At 61.2% G+C, this 19,823-nt stretch carries 18 protein-coding genes; 10 read left to right on the forward strand and 8 right to left on the reverse strand.

Annotated features, from left to right (window positions below):
- Positions 1-159 precede the first annotated feature (159 nt).
- The 5 genes from IMW75_RS05150 (at position 160) to IMW75_RS05170 (ending at position 5,948) form a co-directional block, all read left to right on the forward strand.
- Complete coding sequence (locus IMW75_RS05150) at positions 160-1,236, forward strand: putative 2-aminoethylphosphonate ABC transporter ATP-binding protein (RefSeq protein WP_205892036.1); 1,077 nt, start codon at positions 160-162, stop codon at positions 1,234-1,236.
- Positions 1,236-2,960, forward strand: coding sequence for a putative 2-aminoethylphosphonate ABC transporter permease subunit (locus tag IMW75_RS05155; RefSeq protein WP_205892037.1), 1,725 nt, complete (start codon positions 1,236-1,238; stop codon positions 2,958-2,960). The genes IMW75_RS05150 and IMW75_RS05155 overlap by 1 nt, the downstream gene beginning before the upstream one ends.
- 27 nt (positions 2,961-2,987) lie before the next feature.
- Entirely contained in the window at positions 2,988-4,013 is a 1,026-nt protein-coding gene (locus IMW75_RS05160) for a putative 2-aminoethylphosphonate ABC transporter substrate-binding protein (protein WP_045059787.1), read from the forward strand.
- Positions 4,014-4,254: 241 nt separating this feature from the next.
- The gene (locus tag IMW75_RS05165) at positions 4,255-5,385 is read left to right on the forward strand and encodes a TIGR03364 family FAD-dependent oxidoreductase (RefSeq protein ID WP_205892038.1); all 1,131 of its coding nucleotides are present in this window, start codon (positions 4,255-4,257) and stop codon (positions 5,383-5,385) included.
- Positions 5,386-5,387: 2 nt separating this feature from the next.
- Positions 5,388-5,948: a phosphonate degradation HD-domain oxygenase gene (locus IMW75_RS05170; protein WP_205892039.1), complete on the forward strand. Its 561-nt coding sequence runs from the start codon at positions 5,388-5,390 to the stop codon at positions 5,946-5,948.
- Positions 5,949-6,101: 153 nt separating this feature from the next.
- On the opposite strand, the gene IMW75_RS05175 is transcribed toward IMW75_RS05170, so the two are convergent.
- Both IMW75_RS05175 and IMW75_RS05180 read right to left on the reverse strand, forming a co-directional pair.
- A complete protein-coding gene (locus IMW75_RS05175; RefSeq protein ID WP_045059790.1) occupies positions 6,102-7,478 on the reverse strand; it encodes a GTPase/DUF3482 domain-containing protein in 1,377 nt (458 codons plus the stop codon).
- The gene (locus tag IMW75_RS05180; protein ID WP_205892040.1) at positions 7,471-8,841 is read right to left on the reverse strand and encodes a DUF2868 domain-containing protein; all 1,371 of its coding nucleotides are present in this window, start codon (positions 8,839-8,841) and stop codon (positions 7,471-7,473) included. Before IMW75_RS05180 ends, IMW75_RS05175 begins: the two co-directional genes overlap by 8 nt.
- A 99-nt stretch (positions 8,842-8,940) precedes the next feature.
- Between IMW75_RS05180 and IMW75_RS05185 the strand changes: the two genes are divergently transcribed.
- Positions 8,941-9,453: a dihydrofolate reductase gene (locus IMW75_RS05185; RefSeq protein WP_045059792.1), complete on the forward strand. Its 513-nt coding sequence runs from the start codon at positions 8,941-8,943 to the stop codon at positions 9,451-9,453.
- 122 nt (positions 9,454-9,575) lie between these two features.
- Here IMW75_RS05185 and IMW75_RS05190 read toward each other — a convergent pair whose 3' ends face one another.
- Positions 9,576-10,967: an L-cystine transporter gene (locus IMW75_RS05190; protein ID WP_205892041.1), complete on the reverse strand. Its 1,392-nt coding sequence runs from the start codon at positions 10,965-10,967 to the stop codon at positions 9,576-9,578.
- Positions 10,968-11,207: 240 nt separating this feature from the next.
- Between IMW75_RS05190 and IMW75_RS05195 the strand changes: the two genes are divergently transcribed.
- Positions 11,208-12,263, forward strand: a complete 1,056-nt coding sequence (locus IMW75_RS05195; RefSeq protein ID WP_205892042.1) for an HAD family hydrolase — start codon at positions 11,208-11,210, stop codon at positions 12,261-12,263.
- A 174-nt stretch (positions 12,264-12,437) separates the two neighbouring features.
- On the opposite strand, the gene ilvD is transcribed toward IMW75_RS05195, so the two are convergent.
- The 3 genes from ilvD to IMW75_RS05210 all read right to left on the reverse strand — a co-directional run bounded on the left by ilvD (position 12,438) and on the right by IMW75_RS05210 (position 16,537).
- A complete protein-coding gene (ilvD, locus tag IMW75_RS05200) occupies positions 12,438-14,279 on the reverse strand; it encodes a dihydroxy-acid dehydratase (RefSeq protein ID WP_045059795.1) in 1,842 nt (613 codons plus the stop codon).
- 354 nt (positions 14,280-14,633) lie between these two features.
- The gene (locus tag IMW75_RS05205) at positions 14,634-15,830 is read right to left on the reverse strand and encodes a class I SAM-dependent rRNA methyltransferase (RefSeq protein ID WP_205892043.1); all 1,197 of its coding nucleotides are present in this window, start codon (positions 15,828-15,830) and stop codon (positions 14,634-14,636) included.
- 164 nt (positions 15,831-15,994) lie between these two features.
- Positions 15,995-16,537 (reverse strand): type 1 glutamine amidotransferase domain-containing protein, encoded by a 543-nt coding sequence (locus tag IMW75_RS05210; protein WP_205892044.1) that lies wholly within the window; start codon positions 16,535-16,537, stop codon positions 15,995-15,997.
- Between the two features lie 207 nt (positions 16,538-16,744).
- Here IMW75_RS05210 and IMW75_RS05215 point away from each other — a divergent pair, with 207 nt between their 5' ends.
- The 3 genes from IMW75_RS05215 to IMW75_RS05225 are packed head-to-tail and all read left to right on the forward strand — an operon-like array spanning position 16,745 to position 18,790.
- Positions 16,745-17,560: an HDOD domain-containing protein gene (locus IMW75_RS05215; protein WP_177328558.1), complete on the forward strand. Its 816-nt coding sequence runs from the start codon at positions 16,745-16,747 to the stop codon at positions 17,558-17,560.
- A gap of 41 nt (positions 17,561-17,601) precedes the next feature.
- Positions 17,602-18,414 (forward strand): bifunctional DNA-formamidopyrimidine glycosylase/DNA-(apurinic or apyrimidinic site) lyase, encoded by an 813-nt coding sequence (mutM, locus tag IMW75_RS05220; protein ID WP_045059799.1) that lies wholly within the window; start codon positions 17,602-17,604, stop codon positions 18,412-18,414.
- Positions 18,415-18,466: 52 nt separating this feature from the next.
- The gene (locus IMW75_RS05225) at positions 18,467-18,790 is read left to right on the forward strand and encodes a hypothetical protein (RefSeq protein ID WP_045059800.1); all 324 of its coding nucleotides are present in this window, start codon (positions 18,467-18,469) and stop codon (positions 18,788-18,790) included.
- Between the two features lie 23 nt (positions 18,791-18,813).
- Here the strand turns inward: IMW75_RS05225 and IMW75_RS05230 are convergent, their stop codons facing one another.
- Together IMW75_RS05230 and coaD are read right to left on the reverse strand one after the other, a co-directional pair.
- A complete protein-coding gene (locus IMW75_RS05230; protein ID WP_028621174.1) occupies positions 18,814-19,065 on the reverse strand; it encodes a YfhL family 4Fe-4S dicluster ferredoxin in 252 nt (83 codons plus the stop codon).
- Between the two features lie 178 nt (positions 19,066-19,243).
- On the reverse strand, positions 19,244-19,723 hold the full coding sequence (gene coaD, locus IMW75_RS05235) for a pantetheine-phosphate adenylyltransferase (RefSeq protein WP_045059801.1): 480 nt from the start codon (positions 19,721-19,723) through the stop codon (positions 19,244-19,246).
- Between the last annotated feature and the right edge of the window lie 100 nt (positions 19,724-19,823).

Genomic DNA, 19,823 nt, shown 5'->3' on the forward strand with positions numbered 1-19,823 from the left:
GACTCAGTTCAATTTGTTCGTCTTCACTGAGCACGATGTCCTGAGAGTTCATGTGATCACTCCAAGCACTGACTGACCACATAAGCATAGCTCAGGTTAGAAACTTATTTCAGAGACAGCACACTAGGATGGCTCTCATCTGCTTTATGAGGTCTGTCCATGAACCACTCGATCGCAACTGCCCTGACCAACCCCGGCGCCCCGATGAAAGTGCGCGGCGTGCAGAAACGCTTTGGCGCGTTCACTGCGCTGGATAACGTTTCCCTCGACGTGGCAGCCGGCGAGCTGGTTTGCCTGCTCGGTCCGTCGGGCTGCGGCAAGACTACTTTGCTACGCTGCAGCGCCGGCCTGGAGAAACAGGACAGCGGCGAGCTGTACCTGGGCGATCGCGACGTTTCCCACCTGGCGCCCCAGGCCAGGGACTACGGCATTCTGTTCCAGTCCTACGCCTTGTTCCCCAATCTCACCGTCGAGGCAAACATCGCCTATGGCCTAGCCGGCAGTGGTCGCGATGAAGTGCGTAAGCGTGTGGGGCAGATGCTGGAGCTGGTGGGCCTGATCGGCAGTGAAAAAAAGTACCCCGGGCAACTGTCCGGCGGCCAGCAGCAACGCGTCGCCCTGGCGCGGGCATTGGCGCCGGCACCGTCGCTGTTGCTGCTCGATGAGCCGATGTCGGCCCTCGACGCCCGGGTTCGCGAGCATCTGTGCACCGAGCTGCGCCAGCTGCAGCGCAACCTGGGCATTACCACCCTGATGGTCACGCACAACCAGGACGAGGCCATGCTGATGGCCGACCGCATCGCCGTGATGAACAACGGCAAGGTCGAGCAGTACGCTACCGCGCAGGAAATCTACGACCGTCCGGCGACTCCCTTTGTCGCCGAGTTCGTCGGCCAAGGCAACTGGCTGCCGTTCAGCCGCAGCAATGGCAGTCATGCCCAGGTGGGCGGGATGAACATGCGCCTGGCGGAGGGGGGCGCGAAAACCGCATCGGGGCGCTTGTTCTGCCGACCTGAAGCCATCTGCGTCAACCCGACGGTGCATGAGGAAAACCTGTTCCCGGCCAAGGTTCGCGAGATCACTTTCCTCGGCAACCGCTGCCGCATGAGTTTCGAACTCGACCAATTGCCTGGCCATGCGCTGCTCGCCGAGCTGGCGCCTGAAGCCATGCCGCGTCTTGGCGCGCAGCAGATCATGGTGGCTTTGCCACCGCGCAGCCTGCAGGTATTCGCCTGATGAGCGCGAACATCGCCCTGCCGATGCCGCGCAAGCAGGTGCGGCAGACTTCCCGGGCCGAGATTGGCGATAGGCTGTTCGTGGTCGGCGGCAAAGTGGTTTTGCTGGTATTGCTCGGCGTCGCGGTATTGCTGCCGTTGCTGGCGATCTTCTGGCGCGGGTTCAGCGCCGAGGCCGGGCAGGGCGGTGGCCTGGTCGCCGCCCGGGAGTTGGTAACCAGTGCGAACTTCCACTGGCTGTTGGGCAACAGCCTGAAAGTTTCCCTCAGCGTAGCGGCTATTGTCGTCCCGCTGGCCTACCTCTTTGCCTACGCGCTGCAACGAACGCTGATTCCAGGCAAAGGCGTCTGGCGCGGTATTTCCCTGTTGCCGCTGATGGCGCCCTCAATGCTGCCGGGAATCGCCCTGGTCTATCTGTTCGGCAACCAGGGCATGTTGCGCGGCCTGCTCTCGGACAACATCTACGGTTTCTGGGGCATTGTTCTGGGCGAGGTCATCTACACCTTCCCGCATGCCTTGATGATCCTGCTGTCAGCGCTGTCATTGGCAGATGCGCGCCTGTTCGACGCGGCTTCCAGCATGGGCGCCAGTCCGGCGAAAGCTTTTCGCAGCATCACCTGGCCGGCGACGCGTCAGGCCGTGTTCGCGGCGTTCTGCCTGGTGTTCACCCTGACCATTACCGACTTTGGCGTGCCCGTGGTGGTCGGCGGCGATTATCAAGTGCTGGCACTGGAAGCTTATAAGGCGGTGGTCGGCCAGCAACAGTTCGGCCGTGGCGCGTTGATCGGCATGGTCCTGCTGCTGCCGGCACTGCTCAGCTTCGGTGTCGACGCCTGGTTGCGTCGCCGTCACGGCGACTCCATGAGCGGTAGGGCGCAAGTGTTCAAACCGCTGCCATCGCCCCTGCGAGACAGGTGTTACCTGGCGATCGTGATGCTGATCTGCGCGGTGCTGTTGCTGGTATTTGGCATGGCGGTGTTCTCGTCGCTGGTGAAATTCTGGCCGTACAACCTGTCGCTGTCGCTCAATCACTACCAGTTCAACGACACGGCAGGTGGTGGCTGGCTGGCCTACGGCAACAGCGTGAAGATGGCCGTGTGCACAGCGCTGATCGGCAGCGTGCTGATCTTCACCGGCGCCTACCTGATGGAAAAAACCAAGGGCCAGCGCGGCCTGAACCTGACCTTGCGCATGCTCAGCTTTGTGCCGATGGCGGTGCCCGGCCTGGTGCTCGGCCTGGGTTATGTCTTCTTCTTCAATCTCACTGGCAACCCGCTGCATGTGCTGTACGGGTCCATGACGCTGCTGGTGGTGTGCACGATTGCTCATTATTTGACCACCGCCCAGATGACCGCCACCACAGCGCTGCGCCAACTCGATGGCGAGTTCGAAGCCGCTGCGTTGTCGCTCAAGGCACCGCTGTATCGGCACTACCTGCGTGTCACCGTGCCGATCTGCCTGCCCGCGCTGCTGGACATCGTGCGCTACCTGTTCGTCTCGGCGATGACCACCGTCTCGGCCGCGATCTTCCTGTACAGCCCCGACACCATCCTCGCGGCGGTGGCGGTGCTGAACATGGATGACGCCGGTAACGTTGGCGGTGCGGCCGCGATGTCGACCCTGATTCTGTTCACCTCGGCGGGCGTGTCCCTGCTGCTGGCCTGGGCCTCGCGCGGTTTGCTGCGTCGCTCCCAGGCCTGGCGGCAGACCGTGCCCGGAAAATAGATCTGTCCCCATAAAAGGAGCTGCATCATGTTCAAGCCTATGGCCCTGGCCGCTGCTGTCCTCACCGCTTTCAGCCTGAACGCCTTTGCGGCGAAAACCGAGTTGACGGTGTACACCGCGCTCGAAGCGGAACAGCTCAAGACTTACAAAGAGGCATTTGAAAAAGCCAACCCGGACATCGGGATCAAGTGGGTTCGCGACTCTACAGGCATCATCACCGCCAAGCTGCTGGCTGAGAAAGCCCGCCCGCAGGCTGATGCCGTGTGGGGCCTGGCGGCATCGAGCCTGGCGATTCTCGACCAGCAAGGCATGCTGCAGAGCTATGCACCCAAGGACCTGGACAAGATCGGTGGCAACTACCGTGACGCCGCCAATCCACCCGCCTGGGTCGGCATGGATGTCTGGGCCGCGACCATCTGCTTCAACACCGTCGAGGCCGAGAAACAGGGGCTGACCAAGCCGGTAAGCTGGCAGGACCTGACCAAGCCTGAGTACAAAGGCAAAATCGTGATGCCTAACCCGGCGTCGTCCGGCACTGGTTTCCTCGACGTCAGCGCCTGGCTGCAAACCTTCGGCGAGAAGCAGGGCTGGCAGTACATGGACGACCTGCACCAGAACATCGGGCAATACGTCCACTCCGGCTCCAAGCCTTGCAAGCTCGCCGCCTCCGGCGAATTCCCGATCGGCATTTCCTTTGAATACCCGGCCGTTCAACTCAAGCGCCAGGGCGCTCCGCTCGACATCATCCTGCCGAAGGAAGGCCTTGGCTGGGAGATCGAAGCCACCGCGCTGATCAAGGGCTCGCAGCACGAAGAAGCGGCGAAGAAGCTGGCTGATTTCTCTGCCAGTCCGGCGGCGATGGAGCTGTATAAAGAGAACTTTGCGGTGCTGGCTCAGCCGGGAATCGCCAAGCCACAGACCGAGCTGCCGGCGGATTACGAGCAGCGCTTGATCAAGAACGACTTTGCCTGGGCGTCGAAGAATCGCGACGAAATCCTGACCGAGTGGCGCAAGCGCTATGACGGCAAGTCCGAGAAAGTGGCTGCCAAGTAGGATCTTTATCGGCTGACAGGGCCACTTCGCGGGCAAGCCCGCTCCCACAGGTTTCGAGGTGTTCGCGAATTTGGCGTTCACTACAAACCCTGTGGGAGCTGCAGTGAACACCACAGAGCCTGTGGGGCCTGGCAAGCCAGCTCCAATAGGGATTTGTAGTGAACACAGATGTTGTGAACACCAATGAACCTGTGGGAGCGGGCTTGCCCGCGAAGGCTGCTTCGAATTCAGGACAAAACCCATGACACAACACAGCGACATACTGATCGTCGGCGCCGGCATCCTGGGTCTGTCCCATGCCTACGCCGCCGCCAGGCGCGGGCTCAAGGTCAGCGTTTTCGAACGCAGCGAAACACCCCTGGGCGCCTCGGTGCGCAACTTCGGCCAGGCCCTGGTCACCGGCCAGCCACCCGGCCCGATGCTCGAACTGGCCAAGGCCAGCCGTGATATCTGGGGCCAATGGGCGCAACTTGCCGGGCTGCAGCTCAAGCGCAATGGCTCGTACCTGTTCGCCCGCACGGAAGCCGAAGAGGATTTGCTCGAAGCCTTTTGCGCCGGCCGCGCGGTGGAACACGATTACCGCGTCGACCTGCTGCGCGGCTCAGCGCTACGCGATTTGTATGGCGGTCAATTCCGCCATCACCGGGCCGCGCTGCATGGCCTGGAGGATCAGCAACTGTATTCCCGGGAAGCGATCCCGGCATTGATCGACTACCTGCGCCGCGAGCTGGGCGTCGAGTTTCATTTTTCGACGCTGGTGCGCGACATTGAACCGGGCCGCGTGCACAGCACTGCGGGGGTGTTCAGTGCCGGGCAGATCATCGTTTGCTCCGGTCATGATTATCAGACCCTGCTGGCCGGCCCCATCGCCGAGCTCAACCCGCAAGTCTGTCGCCTGCAAATGCTGCGGGCGCGGCCGCAGGTCAACCTCAACCTGCAACATGCGCTGCTCACCGGCCTGAGCTGCGTGCACTACGGTGCTTTTGCCGATCTGCCCGAAGCTGCGGCAGTGCAGGCGCAGATTGTGCGAGAAACACCCTACTTGCACGAAAACGGCATTCACCTGCTGATTAGCCCGACGCCTTACGGCGAATTGATCATTGGCGACTCGCACCATTACGGCAACGATGCCTCACCCTTCAATGCCGAGCAGGTGGATGACTACATGATCGAACTGGCCGAGCAGACGCTTGGCTGCAAGATCAAAGTGGTGGAGCGCTGGCAGGGCGTCTACGGTTCACGTGGGCCGGCGCCCTTTTCGTTCCTGCGTCCTGCCGGCGGGCTGAGTGCAGCGCTGATGCACAGCGGGGTCGGCATGAGCGTCGGGCCGGCCATGGCTGAGCGCAACGTGGCGATCTTGCTGGGGGAATAATCATGGAGCGCAATGAGCAAGTGATTGGCGAGGTTTTCGCCCTGTACGAGCGTTACGGCGCCAGCGACTACATCGGCGAGCCGGTGTCGCAGATCGAGCATATGTCACAGGCCGCCGAACTGGCCATGGCCGAAGGTTTTGACGATGAGGTGGTGCTGGCGGCGTTCTTCCACGACATCGGGCATATCTGCGCTGCCGATGACGCCAGGAACATGGGCGGATTTGGCGTGGTCAGCCATGAGCAGTTGGGTGCCGATTATCTGCGGCGCGCAGGTTTCAGCGAGCGCCTGGCGCGGCTGGTCGAGTATCACGTTCAGGCCAAGCGTTATCTGACCCTCAGGGAGCCTGGGTACTACGAGCGATTGAGTGAAGCCAGTCGCCGGACCCTGGTGCATCAGGGTGGGGTGATGTCCATTGAGGAAGCTGAGGCATTCGAGCGTGATCCCTTGTGCGCCGTGAGCCTGCGCATGCGGCAGTGGGATGAGTTAGCCAAGGAGATGGATGTTCCGGTGATTGATCTGGGGGTGTTGAAGGCCAAGGCGTTGCGGCTATTGGTGATCTAGGGCAGACGGACCGCGTTGCTTTCTTCGTCGAACCGCCGCCCTGAGCAAGCCCGCTCCCACCTGGTTCAGGGTTGGTCACATAGTGTGTGTCCAACACCGATCCACTGTGGGAGCGGGCTTGCTCGCGAAAGGGGCTGTACAGTAACCAGAGGTCTAAAGCTGCTGCGCCAGCACCTCTATCTGCTCCTGCCGCTCCGCCTGATTCAACTTCGCATGGGGGTTGAGCGACGACCACTGGGGATAGGCCCGGGCCTTGTTCAGTGCTTCCGGCAACTTGCCTTCGCGCCAGGTCTTGTCCTGTGGCGTGGCGACCTGGATGCTCTCCAGCGCTGCATGCCCGCGGGCATTCAGGGCCAGCAGCAGTTGGCGCTGGCGTAATGCCAACAGCCGCAGCACGCTGTCGTCGACAGTCAGTTCTCGCTGGCCCTTGATCTTGCCCAGCAGGCGGCTGCCGTAGCTGCGCGCGGTTTGCAGGGCGCCGCCGGCAATGGCGCCGGCCAGTGCCGCGGCGCCCAGCGTCAGACCACCGACCAGCAAATCCACACCGGCACCGGCGGCTGCGCCGGCGGCGATGCCACCGCCAACCCGAACGCCCAGTTGCTTGAGGGTCTCGGGATTGAACAGGTCATCGCCCCAGCGGCCATCAAGCAACGGCAAGTCGCTGGCGGCGGCATCTTGCGGGCGGAAAGCGTAGAGTTTGAGCAAGGCTTCGACGCACCGCTGTTCCCGCTGGCGCACGGCCTTGCGCAGTTCGCTGATCGCCTGCTGTTCCTGCTCGGCCTCGGCGGCGACGCTGCGTCGACACGCGGCGCAGTCGATCAACAATTCGGCTATCAACCGCGCGGCGCTATGCTGGCGGGCCAGGCGCTGGGCTTGCTGATCGGCGATCAGGCGTTCCAGCTGCGGCCGGGCGTTCTCCAGCAGCAGTGCCAGGCTTTCATACAGTCGACGTTCGCCATCTTCCGGCGGGGCGACGCTGTCGAAGCGTACCAGGGCATGCAGACCCAGCCGCGCCAATGCTTCGCGCCAATCCGGTTCACGATGGTTGGCGCTGCTGACGAAGTTCAGCACCGGCAGCAGGGGTTTGCCGCAACTGGCCAGCACTTCGAGCTCGTCGCGGTATTTGGATAACACCGGTTCGCGGGCATCGATGACATAAAGGCCGGCATCACAGGTGAGCAACTGGCGCAGTACCTTGGCTTCCTGCTCGAAACGCTGCCGGGCCTCGCTGCCCTCAAGGAATCGGGCCAGGCGTGCCGGGCCGTCGAGGCGCTCGCCGGGGCGCTCCAGGCGCTCGAGATAATCGAGCAGGGCGATGGCATCTTCCAGGCCCGGAGTGTCGAACAGGTCAAGCAACGGCTCGCCGTCCACCGACAGGCGCGCACCTTCGACATGGCGGGTGGTGCTGGGCCGATGAGACACTTCGCCGAATCCGACATCCCGGGTCAGGGTTCGCAGCAACGAGGTTTTGCCGACGTTGGTGTGACCCACCACCGCGAGTTTCAGCGGGTTTTTTCGTGAATCAGTCATGACCGTTCTCCAGCCAGTTCAATGGCGCGCTGTCGGCGAACGGCAGTTCCAGCTGTTGCAGCGCCACATGCCAATCGCCCAGGCGCTCGGCATCCAGGGCCTCGCCGGGTGGGGCCTGCAGCAGCCAGACACGTGTGGCGCTGGCGTTGCGAGCCAGTTCGGCGATGAGCGCCAGGCTGCCGCGATCCGGCGAGCGGCGTGGATCGCAGGCGATGGCCAGGCGCGCGGGGGGAAACCGACTGAGCTGTTCGAGCAGTTTGTGGCGCGATTCACGACTGTCGAGAATCCCCGCGTTGCTGACATTCTTCGGCAACTGCGGCGGCCACGGGCGTTGATCGTCCAGCTCGATAGCGACCAGTAGCGCGCCCTCGCTTTGCAAGTCGCTGGTGCTGCTTTGCACCCGATGCAACCGCTCGGGCGCAGCATCGCTGATGCCCAGTCGTTCGCTGCTGGGCATCAGCCTTTCGCGAAGTTGCGCATAGCCGGCCAGGTTGAGGTCCAGATGCAATTTTGCCTGGCCGGTTTTCCAGCGCCATAGGCAGAACAACGCCAGGAGCAGGCGTGGAACGACCCCGTAGACCACCAGCACGCCCACCAGCCAGGTGGCCCAGGCTTGCCGGGCGCTTTCGATGTTCAGCGCCGCATCGCCACTGGCGCGGATCATCTCGACCGTGGGTATGTTGAAGCCAAGCAAGGCAGGCAGGGCACCCAGGGTTTGAGTCAAGGCGACGAAGGTGTCGGCGCCAAGCAGGGTGGTCTCCCAGACGAAGCCGTAACGCCGGGTGGCCATCAGGGTCAGCAGCATCACCAGTGCGCTAAGCATCGCCAGCAACCAGAGGCCGTTGACCAGCAAGCCGATCGCCCAGCGATTGAGCTTGTGTCGTTGCAGCAACAGCAGCAGCGCGGGCGGCAGTTGCGCGGCCTTGGCGTCCCGGGCGAGTTTTTCGCTGAGCCACAGCCACAAACGACCGAGACTGGCGCCGTGTTCGCCGGCGAACATCAGGCCCAGGGCCCAGCTCAGCAGCAAAATCAGATTGAGCCCGAGCAGGCTGCCCAAGGCCCAGAACACATTGACCGGCATCTTCCCGTCGCTCAGCGCGGCAAACGCCAGGCCGGCGCCGCTGATCACTGCCAGTGCCGCCAGGACAATCAGCGCCAGTCGCGCACCTTGCAGCCAATGGCTGAGGGCGCTGCTCAGCCCGTCACGTTCCGCCAGCCACAGGGCCCGGCGTTGAATCCGTGTCGGCAGGTCGCCGCCTTCGCTGCGGGCTATTCGATTGGCTTCAAGATCGTCCAGGGCCCCGGCATGTTCTTCGCGCAGGCGGATGGTTTCAGTCAGCCAGAGGTTAGTCAGTTCAGTCACGCGGCATCCCGTCGCTTAATTGAGCCGTGAGCATAACCGCTGCAGCGCTTGTCGGGGGCCTGCGTTGCGAGAAGTTGAGGCTCTGGTATCCTCGCCGACATGACTAAATCACTCCCCCTCAGCCTGATCGCAGCCCTCGGTGAAAACCGTGTGATCGGCATCGACAACAGCATGCCCTGGCACTTGCCGGGGGACTTCAAGTACTTCAAGGCCACCACCCTGGGCAAGCCGATCATCATGGGTCGCAAGACCTGGGATTCCCTGGGTCGCCCGCTGCCGGGACGATTGAATATCGTCGTCAGTCGCCAGGCCGGTCTGCAGCTGGACGGCGCCGAGGTTTATCCGTCGCTGGAGTCCGCAGTGGTTCGGGCGCAGGAATGGGCGAACCAGCAGGGTGTCGATGAGGTGATGTTGATTGGCGGGGCGCAGCTGTATGCGCAAGGCATGGCGCAGGCGGATCGCCTGTACCTGACCCGTGTGGCGCTGAGCCCCGAGGGGGATGCCTGGTTTCCGGAGTTTGATTTGATGCAGTGGACATTGGTGTCCAACACCTCGAATCCAGCTGAAGGCGACAAACCAGCGTACAACTTTGAAGTTTGGGAAAAGGCCTAAAAACATCGCCAGCAGGCTGGCTCCCACAGTGGGTTTGAGGTGAAACACAGATTGTGTGAACACCCAAAATCCCTGTGGGAGCCAGCCTGCTGGCGATGAGGCCAGATCAGACGCTAAAGAACTTAAGCGTGCGCCAACTCCGCATGCTCATCCGCGTCCAGCAACTGCTTATCCGTCTGCTGCATGATCTGGCTGGTCACCGCACCAGCTGCAATCGAACCGCTCACGTTCAACGCGGTGCGACCCATGTCGATCAGCGGCTCAACCGAAATCAGCAAAGCCACCAGTGACACTGGCAAGCCCATTGCCGGCAACACGATCAACGCGGCAAAGGTCGCGCCACCGCCGACGCCGGCCACCCCAGCCGAACTCAAGGTAACAATCGCCACCAACGTCGCGATCCATAGCGGGTCCAGCGGGTTGATGCCCACGGTCGGTGCAACCATCACCGCCAGCATTGCCGGGTACAGGCCGGCACAGCCATTCTGGCCGATGGTCGCGCCAAACGAGGCGGCGAAGCTGGCGATGGACTGCGGGATACCCAGTCGGCTGGTCTGGGCTTCGATGCTCAGCGGAATGGTCGCGGCGCTCGAGCGGCTGGTGAAGGCAAACGTCAGCACCGGCCAGATCTTGCGGAAGAAACGCAGCGGGTTGATCCCGGCCGCCGACACCAGCACGCCATGCACCACAAACATCAAGCCCAGGCCGATGTAGGACACCACCACAAAACTGCCCAGCTTGATGATGTCTTGCAGATTGGAACCGGCGACCACCTTGGTCATCAGGGCCAACACGCCGTAGGGGGTCAACTTCATGACCAGACGCACCAGGCGCATTACCCAGGCTTGCAGGGTGTCGATAGCGTTGATCACTTTCTGACCTTTCTCGACGTCATCCTTGAGCAGTTGCAAGGCCGCAACCCCTAGGAAGGCCGCGAAGATCACCACGCTGATGATCGACGTCGGCTTGGCGCGCGCGAGGTCAGCGAACGGGTTTTGCGGGATGAACGACAGCAGCAACTGCGGCACATTCAGGTCGGCGACCTTACCGGCGTAGTCGGTCTGGATGGTCTGCAGGCGGGCCATTTCCTGGGTGCCTGCGACCAGGCCCTCAGCGGTCAGGCCGAACAGGTTGGTGAGGCCGATACCGACAAGCGCGGCGATGGCCGTGGTGAACAGCAGCGTACCAATGGTCAGGAAGCTTATTTTGCCCAGTGACGAGGCGTTGTGCAGCCGCGCCACTGCGCTGAGGATGGAGGCGAACACCAGCGGGATCACGATCATCTGCAGCAGTTGTACGTAACCGTTACCCACCAGGTCGAACCAGCCGATCGACGCCTTCAGCACCGGGTTGCCCGCGCCATAAATGGTGTGCAGAGCTACGCCAAACGCCACGCTCAGTACCAGCGCAAGCAGGACCTTTTTCGCCAGGCTCCAGTTGGAGTGGCGGGTTTGTGCCAAGCCGAACAGCAAGGCCAGGAACACCAGCAGATTGAGGATCAGCGGCAGATTCATGAAAACTCCGAGAAAGACTTGTGCCCGCTGCCTTGCGGGGCAGCTGCGAACCGGCAAGCCTAACAGCTTGAAAACTAATGAATTAATATCAAAAACGCATGATAACTGTCGTTTTCGGAATAAGCGCATGTCGCTTCCGGGAATGCAGTTGGCGCAATGGAGACGTGAACGGTCGCAGGCGGGCGGGGAATGTCACACTTATTTGATAGCGTCGAGCTCTTTGAATCAGGGAGAACTACGATGAAGCTTGCTCCGAAATTTTTGCTCGCAGCACTCTGCCTGGGCCTTGCTGGCCAGGCCTTCGCCACGGATCTGAAACATTGGCCAGCCGATCAGGCCAAGGCGTTGGACGCGATGATCGCGGCCAACGCCAACAAGGGTAATTACGCGGTGTTTGACATGGACAACACCAGTTACCGCTATGACCTGGAAGAGTCGTTGCTGCCGTTCATGGAGAACAAAGGCCTGATCACCCGCGAGAAGCTTGATCCCTCCCTGAAGCTGATTCCGTTCAAAGACACCGCCGAGCACAAGGAAAGCCTCTTCAGTTATTACTATCGCCTTTGCGAACTCGACGACATGGTCTGCTATCCATGGGTCGCGCAGGTGTTTTCCGGGTTTACGCTCAAAGAGCTCAAGGGTTATGTCGATGAGTTGATGGCATCAGGCAAACCGGTGCCAGCCACTTACTACGAAGGCGACGTGGTGAAGAAACTCGACGTTAACCCGCCGAAAATCTTCACTGGGCAAAAAGAGCTCTATAACAAGCTGATGGAAAACGGCATCGAGGTCTACGTGATGACTGCCGCATCGGAAGAGCTGGTGCGCATGGTGGCGTCAGATCCGCAGTACGGCTACAACGTCAAGCCGCAGAACGTGATCGGCGTGAGCCTGCTGCTCAAGGACACCAAGACCGGCGAACTGACCACTGCACGCAAGCAGATTACTGCCGGCAAGTATGACGAGAAGGCCAACCTGGGCCTGGAGTTGACCCCGTACCTGTGGACCCCGGCGACCTGGATGGCGGGCAAGCAGGCGGCGATCCTGACTTACATCGACGAGTGGAAAAAACCGGTGCTGGTCGGCGGCGATACGCCAACCAGCGATGGTTTCATGCTGTTTCACAGCGTCGACGTGGCCAAGGGCGGTATTCACTTGTGGATCAACCGCAAGGACAAATACATGACCCAGATAAACGGCATGATGGCCAAGCATGCAGCGGCTCAGGCCGAGGAAGGATTGCCGGTGACGGCAGACAAGAACTGGGTGATCGTGAAGCCTGAAGAAATCCAATAATCCCAGATTTGTCGATCCCTGTAGGAGCTGCCGAAGGCTGCGATCTTTTGATCTTCAGAGGTCGCGTCCAAGAAAGATCAAAAGATCGCAGCCTCCGGCAGCTCCTACGGGGGATCTTCTGAAACAACAATGCCCCGCGCTTGGCGGGGCATTGTTTTGTTCGACGGTTAAGCCTTACAGCCCGTCGAGCATCGCCTTGTTACGCACCGCGCCCTTGTCGGCGCTGGTTGCCAGCAGGGCATAGGCCTTCAGGGCAGTGGTCACCTTGCGTGGACGTTTTTCCACAGGCTTCCAGCCTTTCTGATCCTGCTCGGCACGCCGGCCGGCCATTTCTTCATCGCTGATCAACAGGTTGATCGAACGGTTCGGAATGTCGATCAGCACCTTGTCGCCGTCCTGCACCAGACCAATCGCACCACCGGCTGCCGCTTCCGGCGAAGCGTGGCCGATGGACAGGCCCGAGGTGCCGCCGGAGAAACGACCGTCGGTGAGCAGGGCACAGGCTTTGCCCAGGCCTTTGGATTTCAGGTACGACGTCGGGTAGAGCATTTCCTGCATGCCCGGGCCGCCTTTGGGGCCTTCGTAACGGATGATCACGATGTCGCCGGCCTTCACTTCGTCAGCGAGGATGCCGCGTACGGCGCTGTCCTGGCTCTCGAAGATCTTCGCATTGCCTTCAAACACGTGGATCGATTCATCGACGCCGGCGGTTTTCACCACGCAACCGTCCAGCGCGATGTTGCCGTACAGAACGGCCAGGCCGCCTTCTTTCGAATACGCATGCTCAACACTGCGGATGCAGCCGTTTTCACGGTCGTCGTCCAGGGTTTCCCAACGGGTCGACTGGCTGAATGCGGTTTGCGTCGGGATGCCCGCCGGGCCGGCTTTGAAGAAATGATGCACGGCTTCATCGTCGGTCTGGGTGATGTCCCACTTGGCGATGCCTTCGGCCAGGGTTTTGCTGTGCACGGTCGGCAGGTCGGTGTGCAACAGGCCGCCACGGGCCAGCGAGCCGAGGATGCTGAAGATCCCGCCGGCGCGGTGCACGTCTTCCATGTGGTACTTCTGGATGTTCGGTGCGACTTTGCACAGTTGCGGCACGAATCGGGACAGGCGGTCGATGTCGCGCAAGTCGAACTCCATCTCGGCTTCCTGGGCGGCGGCCAGCAAGTGCAGGATGGTGTTGGTGGAACCGCCCATGGCGATGTCCAGGGTCATGGCGTTTTCGAACGCCTTGAAGTTGGCGATATTGCGCGGCAGTACCGACTCATCGTTCTCGCCGTAGTAACGCTTGCACAGCTCGACGATGGTGCGGCCGGCCTGCAGGAACAGCTGTTCGCGGTCGCTGTGGGTCGCCAGGGTCGAACCGTTACCCGGCAACGCCAGGCCGAGGGCTTCGACCAGGCAGTTCATCGAGTTGGCGGTGAACATGCCGGAGCACGAACCGCAGGTCGGGCAGGCGCTGCGCTCGTACTCAGCGACTTTCTCGTCAGAAGCGCTGGAGTCGGCGGCGATCACCATGGCATCGACCAGGTCGAGGCCATGGGAGGCGAGTTTGGTCTTGCCGGCTTCCATCGGGCCGCCAGAAACGAAAATCACCGGGATGTTCAGGCGCAGGGAGGCCATCAGCATGCCAGGGGTGATCTTGTCGCAGTTGGAAATGCAGACGATGGCATCGGCGCAGTGGGCGTTGACCATGTACTCGACGGAGTCGGCGATGATCTCGCGGCTCGGCAGCGAATACAGCATGCCGTCATGGCCCATGGCGATGCCGTCATCCACGGCGATGGTGTTGAATTCTTTTGCCACGCCGCCAGCGCGTTCGATTTCACGGGCGACCAGTTGGCCCAGGTCCTTGAGGTGGACGTGGCCCGGTACGAACTGGGTGAAGGAGTTGGCAATGGCGATGATCGGCTTTTTGAAGTCGTCATCTTTCATCCCCGTGGCGCGCCACAGTGCGCGGGCGCCGGCCATGTTGCGGCCGTGGGTGGATGTTTTCGAGCGGTAATCAGGCATGAAGCACTCCGGGCGGCTAATCAGGTATCAAAGGGGAAGTGAGCTTCTATTGACGTCTGGAACACTCAGAAATGGCCGTGTGTCCGGAAGTTGCCGATAACTTTGCGGGATCGCCGCGCGCTTCAGCTTGAGCTCATAAACCCGCCGGGGGATGACTGGCGATGAATGAGGCGATTCTACACGGCTGGCGGCGAGAGGGAATGCCAGAACGCGCACTGGCCGCGCTCACGAGACGTGCGGCCACCCTGTAGGAGCGAGCTCGCTCGCGAAAAACCAGAGGACGCCGCGGGGTGTCAGGCTGCCAGCGTCATCGTTGACGACCATCGTGAGCGAGCTCGCTCCTACAGATAGTGTTTAGCTGTTTGGCAGCAACCGGCAGGTGATGCTCTTGATGTAGCGCGTCTCGGCAATTGCCGGGTGCACCGGGTGATCCGGACCCTGGCCGCCGCGTTCCAGCAGCTGGATGTTACGGTCCAGGTGACGGGCGCTGGTCAGCAGGATGTTCTGCAGGTCGTCTTCCGGCAGGTGCATCGAGCACGAAGCGCTGACCAGGATGCCGTCCTTGGTCAACAGGCGCATGGCTTGTTCGTTCAGGCGGCGGTAGGCGCCTTCGCCATTTTTCATGTCTTTCTTGCGTTTGATGAACGCCGGCGGGTCGGCCACGATCACGTCGAAACGTTCTTCGCTGGCTTTGAGTTCTTTAAGGGCATCAAACACATCGCCTTCGAGGCAGGTCATCTTCTCGGCGACGCCGTTCAGCGCGGCGTTGCGCTCGACACCATCGAGGGCGAAGGCCGAAGCGTCGACGCAGAAGACTTCACTGGCGCCGAAGGCCGCTGCTTGCACGCCCCAGCCGCCAATGTAGCTATAGAGGTCGAGTACGCGTTTGCCCTTGGCATAAGGCGCCAGGCGAGCACGGTTCATGCGGTGGTCATAGAACCAGCCGGTTTTCTGGCCTTGAATGACCGGCGCTTCGAATTTCACGCCGTTCTCCTCCAGCGCAACCCACTCAGGCACCAGGCCAAACACGGTTTCAACGTAGCGGTTGAGGCCTTCGGCATCACGGGCGGCGGAGTCGTTCTTGAACAGAATGCCGCTTGGCTTGAGCACTTGGGTCAGTGCGGCAATCACGTCTTCCTTGTGCGCTTCCATGGTCGCGGAGGCGATCTGTACCACCAGGATGTCGCCGAAACGGTCGACGACCAGGCCTGGCAGCAGGTCGGAATCACCGTAGACCAGGCGATAGAACGGCTTGTCGAACAGGCGATCGCGCAACGACAGGGCAACGTTCAGGCGGTGCACCAGCAACGACTTGTCCAGCGGCAACTTGATGTCGCGCGACAGCAGGCGGGCGCAGATGAGGTTGTTCGGGCTCATGGCAACGATGCCCAGCGTCTTGCCACCGGCGGCTTCGAGGATCGCCTGATCGCCGGCCTTGAAGCCGTTTAACGGTGTGGCGGCTACATCGATTTCGTTGCTGTAGACCCACAGGTGGCCGTTTCGCAGGCGACGGTCGGCGTTGGCTTTGAGGCGCAGGCTAGGCAGGGACATGACGTCGCTCCGGAAAAAAGAGCAGGAGTATAGCGTGTTGGGGGTGGTGGCGGGCTTGCAGGTGATGAAACGCCGGCTCCCACAGCGCTTTGGTGCCGAATGCAAATTATGCATGCACAGCAGATCCCTGTGGGAGCGGGCTTGCCCGCGAAGGCGGCCTCGAACTAATACTCGGAAAGCGCGGCAATCAACTCCCGATTGAACGCCGGAATATCATCCGGCTGCCGGCTGCTGATCAGGTTACCGTCCTTGACCACTTCCTTGTCGACCCAATTGGCCCCGGCATTCAACAGATCGTCCCTGAGCGTCTTGTAGCTGGTCATGGTCTTGCCGCTGACCAGTCCGGCAGACACCAGCAACCAGCCGCCATGGCAAATCACCGGGATAGGCTTGCCCGCCGAAGTGCCGGTCTTGACCAGATGCTGGGCGTCCTGGTCGATGCGGATGGTGTCGGAGTTCTGCACACCGCCCGGCAGCACAATGGCGTCGTAATGGTCGGCGCTGGCACCCTTGAACGTGCCGTCGACCTTGAAATCATCCGCGGGCTCGTCGTGATTCCAGCCTTTGACCTGGCCTTGCTCGGCCGACAGGATATCGACTTGAACGCCGGCGTCCTCCAGAGCCTGTTTCGGACCTGTGAGTTCAACCTGCTCGAAACCATCGGTTACCAGAATCGCGACACGCTTGCCGTTCAGGGAATGAGACATGATTACAGCTCCTGAGGTGAGTACATGTTTGCCCGTGGGCATTACTCAGTCCGAAGCCGGGACGTGGATGAAAGTTCCTCCGATGTGCCCGCTGGTGTGTCGGATCCAACTTCATAAAGGTTAGAATTGCCGCCTGTCCCAGAGCGCGTACTTATGTCCCAAGAGCTGACCACCGAACAGATTCAACAGACCCTGCAAGGCATTAGCGTGCCGGCCCAGCCGCAGATCATGGTGGATTTGCAAATGGAGCAGTACATGCCGGACCCGGACCTGGAGGTGATCGCCAAGCTGATCTCCCAGGACCCTGGCCTGTCCGGTTCACTGTTGAAGATCGTCAACTCGCCGTATTACGGCCTGAGCAACAAGATCGCCTCGATCCAGCGCGCAGTGAATCTGCTGGGTAGCCGTTCGGTCATCAACCTGATCAATGCGATGTCGATCAAGGGCGAGATGAACGACGACACCATCGTCACCTTGAACCGATTCTGGGACACCGCCCAGGACGTGGCAATGACGTGCCTGACCCTGGCCAAGCGCCTCGGCGGACAGGCGGGCGACGAAGCCTATGCCCTGGGTCTGTTTCACGATTGCGGTGTGCCGCTGATGCTGCAGCGTTTCCCCGACTACATGGGTGTGCTGGAGGAGGCCTACGCCAACGCCAGTGCGGAATGTCGGGTGGTCGATACGGAAAACAGCCGGTTCAACACCAACCATGCGGTGGTCGGCTACTACACGGCGAAGTCCTGGCGTCTGCCGGAGCATGTATCCCATGCGATCGCCAACCACCACAACGCCCTGGCGATCTTCAGCGATGACTCGTCCCGCAACAGTCAGTTGAAGAACCTGCTGGCGATCCTCAAGATGGCCGAACACATCTGCGCGTCGTATCGGGTGCTGGGCAATCAGAAAATCGACCATGAGTGGAACAGCATCAGTCACCTGGTGCTCGATTATGTCGGCCTCTCGGACTACGACTTCGAGACCCTCAAGCAAACCATTCGCGACCTCGGCAATCATCGCTGAGTGCTGATCCCTCTCTGACCCAGTCCTGATTCGAGTGCGCCATGCCTGAACTGCCAGAAGTTGAAACAACTCGCCGCGGGATCGCGCCACACCTTGAGGGCCAGCGCGTCAGCCGGGTGATTGTGCGTGATCGACGCCTGCGCTGGCCGATACCCGAAGACCTCGACGTGCGCCTGTCCGGGCAGCGCATCGTGCTGGTGGAGCGGCGCGCCAAGTACCTGCTGATCAATGCCGAAGTAGGCACCTTGATCAGCCACCTGGGCATGTCCGGCAATTTGCGCCTGGTGGAGGCCGGCACCCCGGCGGCCAAGCATGAGCACGTGGACATCGAGCTGGAATCAGGCCTGGCCCTGCGCTACACCGATCCGCGTCGGTTCGGCGCCATGCTCTGGAGCCTTGACCCGCTCAATCACGAGCTGCTGGTACGCCTGGGGCCGGAACCGTTGACCGAGCTGTTCGACGGCGAGCGCCTGTTTCAACAGTCCCGTGGGCGATCCATGGCGGTCAAGCCGTTCATCATGGATAACGCAGTGGTGGTGGGGGTGGGCAATATCTATGCGACCGAGGCACTGTTCGCCGCCGGAATCGACCCGCGCCGCGAGGCCAAGAGCATTTCCCGGGCGCGCTATCTGAAACTGGCCATCGAGATCAAGCGCATCCTGATCCACGCGATCGAGCGCGGCGGCACCACCTTGCGCGACTTTATCGGCGGTGACGGGCAGCCGGGTTATTTTCAGCAGGAATTGTTTGTCTACGGTCGTGGTGGCGAGCACTGCAAGGTCTGCGGAACCGGGTTGCGAGAAGTAAAGCTGGGGCAGCGTGCGAGTGTCTTTTGCCCTCGTTGTCAAAGTTGACTGGCCCTACGGGCTATAGTCTGTGTTCACTGCTCAGCCGAAGGACCGTGCCATGAATTCGTTTCGAACCCTAGTCGTCGTGTTGTTATTGAGCGTTGCAGCGCCGGTGCTGGCAGCCAGCAATGGCAGCGGCGACCCGCGCTACACCATCCAGAATCCCCCGGCCTACGCCATGATCGGCGACTTGCTGATCGCCCGACCCTTGCTGGTGGTGGCGACGGTGATCGGTGCAGGGGCGTTTGTGGTGTCGCTTCCCTTCACCGCGCTGGGCGGCGGCATTGGGGATGCGGGGCAGGCGCTGGTGGTGGACCCGGCGCGGGCAGCGTTTGTGCGGTGCCTGGGGTGCATTGGGGAGGGGTTTGAGCAGCGGGAGTGAGGCCAGTTGCATCACTCCAGAAATCAGACCTTACCGGTAATCACACGATACTTCGCCATCAACTGCTCTTCAGTTTCCGGATGTGCCTCATCCAGCGGAATGCAATCCACCGGGCATACTTGCTGGCACTGTGGCTCGTCGTAGTGGCCGACGCACTGCGTGCACAGGTTGGGGTCGATCACATAGATCTCTTCGCCTTGGGAGATGGCGGCGTTCGGGCACTCGGGCTCGCAGACGTCGCAGTTGATGCAATCGTCGGTGATGATCAGGGACATGCTAACTCCAGCCAGGGTGGAAGACCCAGGCGCTATAAACCAATGCGCGCAATTGTGCCGTATTGGCGCTGCAGGAGCCAGCTTGCTCGCGATGGACGGGAGAGCGCCAAGTTTACCCAGGCAGCCCGCGCGTCATCGTTAACGTTCATCGCCAGCAAGCTGGCTCCTGCAGCCTGCGTTATTTCTTGAAGCGTTCGGTGAGGGCATCCGCCACCGCAGGGTGCACGAATTTGGTGATATCGCCGCCCAGGGCCGCAATTTCACGGACCAGCGTCGAGGAGATGAACGAGTATCGCTCGGATGGAGTGAGAAACAGGCTTTCCACATCCGGTGCAAGCTGACGGTTCATGTTGGCCAGCTGAAATTCGTATTCGAAGTCCGACACTGCGCGCAATCCACGGAGAAAGACGTTGGCGTTTTTCTCTTTGGCGAAATGCGCCAGCAGCGTCGAGAAACCGACCACTTCCACGTTCGGCAGATGCTTGGTGACCTCGCGAGCCAGCTCCACCCGTTGTTCCAGGGGAAACAAGGGGTTTTTCTTCGGGCTGGCGGCGACGGCAATGATCACGTGATCGAACAGGCGCGAGGCGCGTTCGACCAGATCGCCATGGCCCTTGGTAATAGGGTCGAAGGTACCTGGGTACAACACTCGGTTCATCGCGTCGTCCTGGCGGGAGTCCGTTGGGGAGTCGGATGGTATCGCAGCATTCCCGGTCGGCCAAGTCGCCTGTTGGGTAAGAAAGCACTATAGACGATGG

This window comes from Pseudomonas gregormendelii (assembly GCF_017114825.1).
In the GTDB taxonomy this organism is placed as follows: Bacteria; Pseudomonadota; Gammaproteobacteria; order Pseudomonadales; family Pseudomonadaceae; genus Aquipseudomonas; species Aquipseudomonas gregormendelii.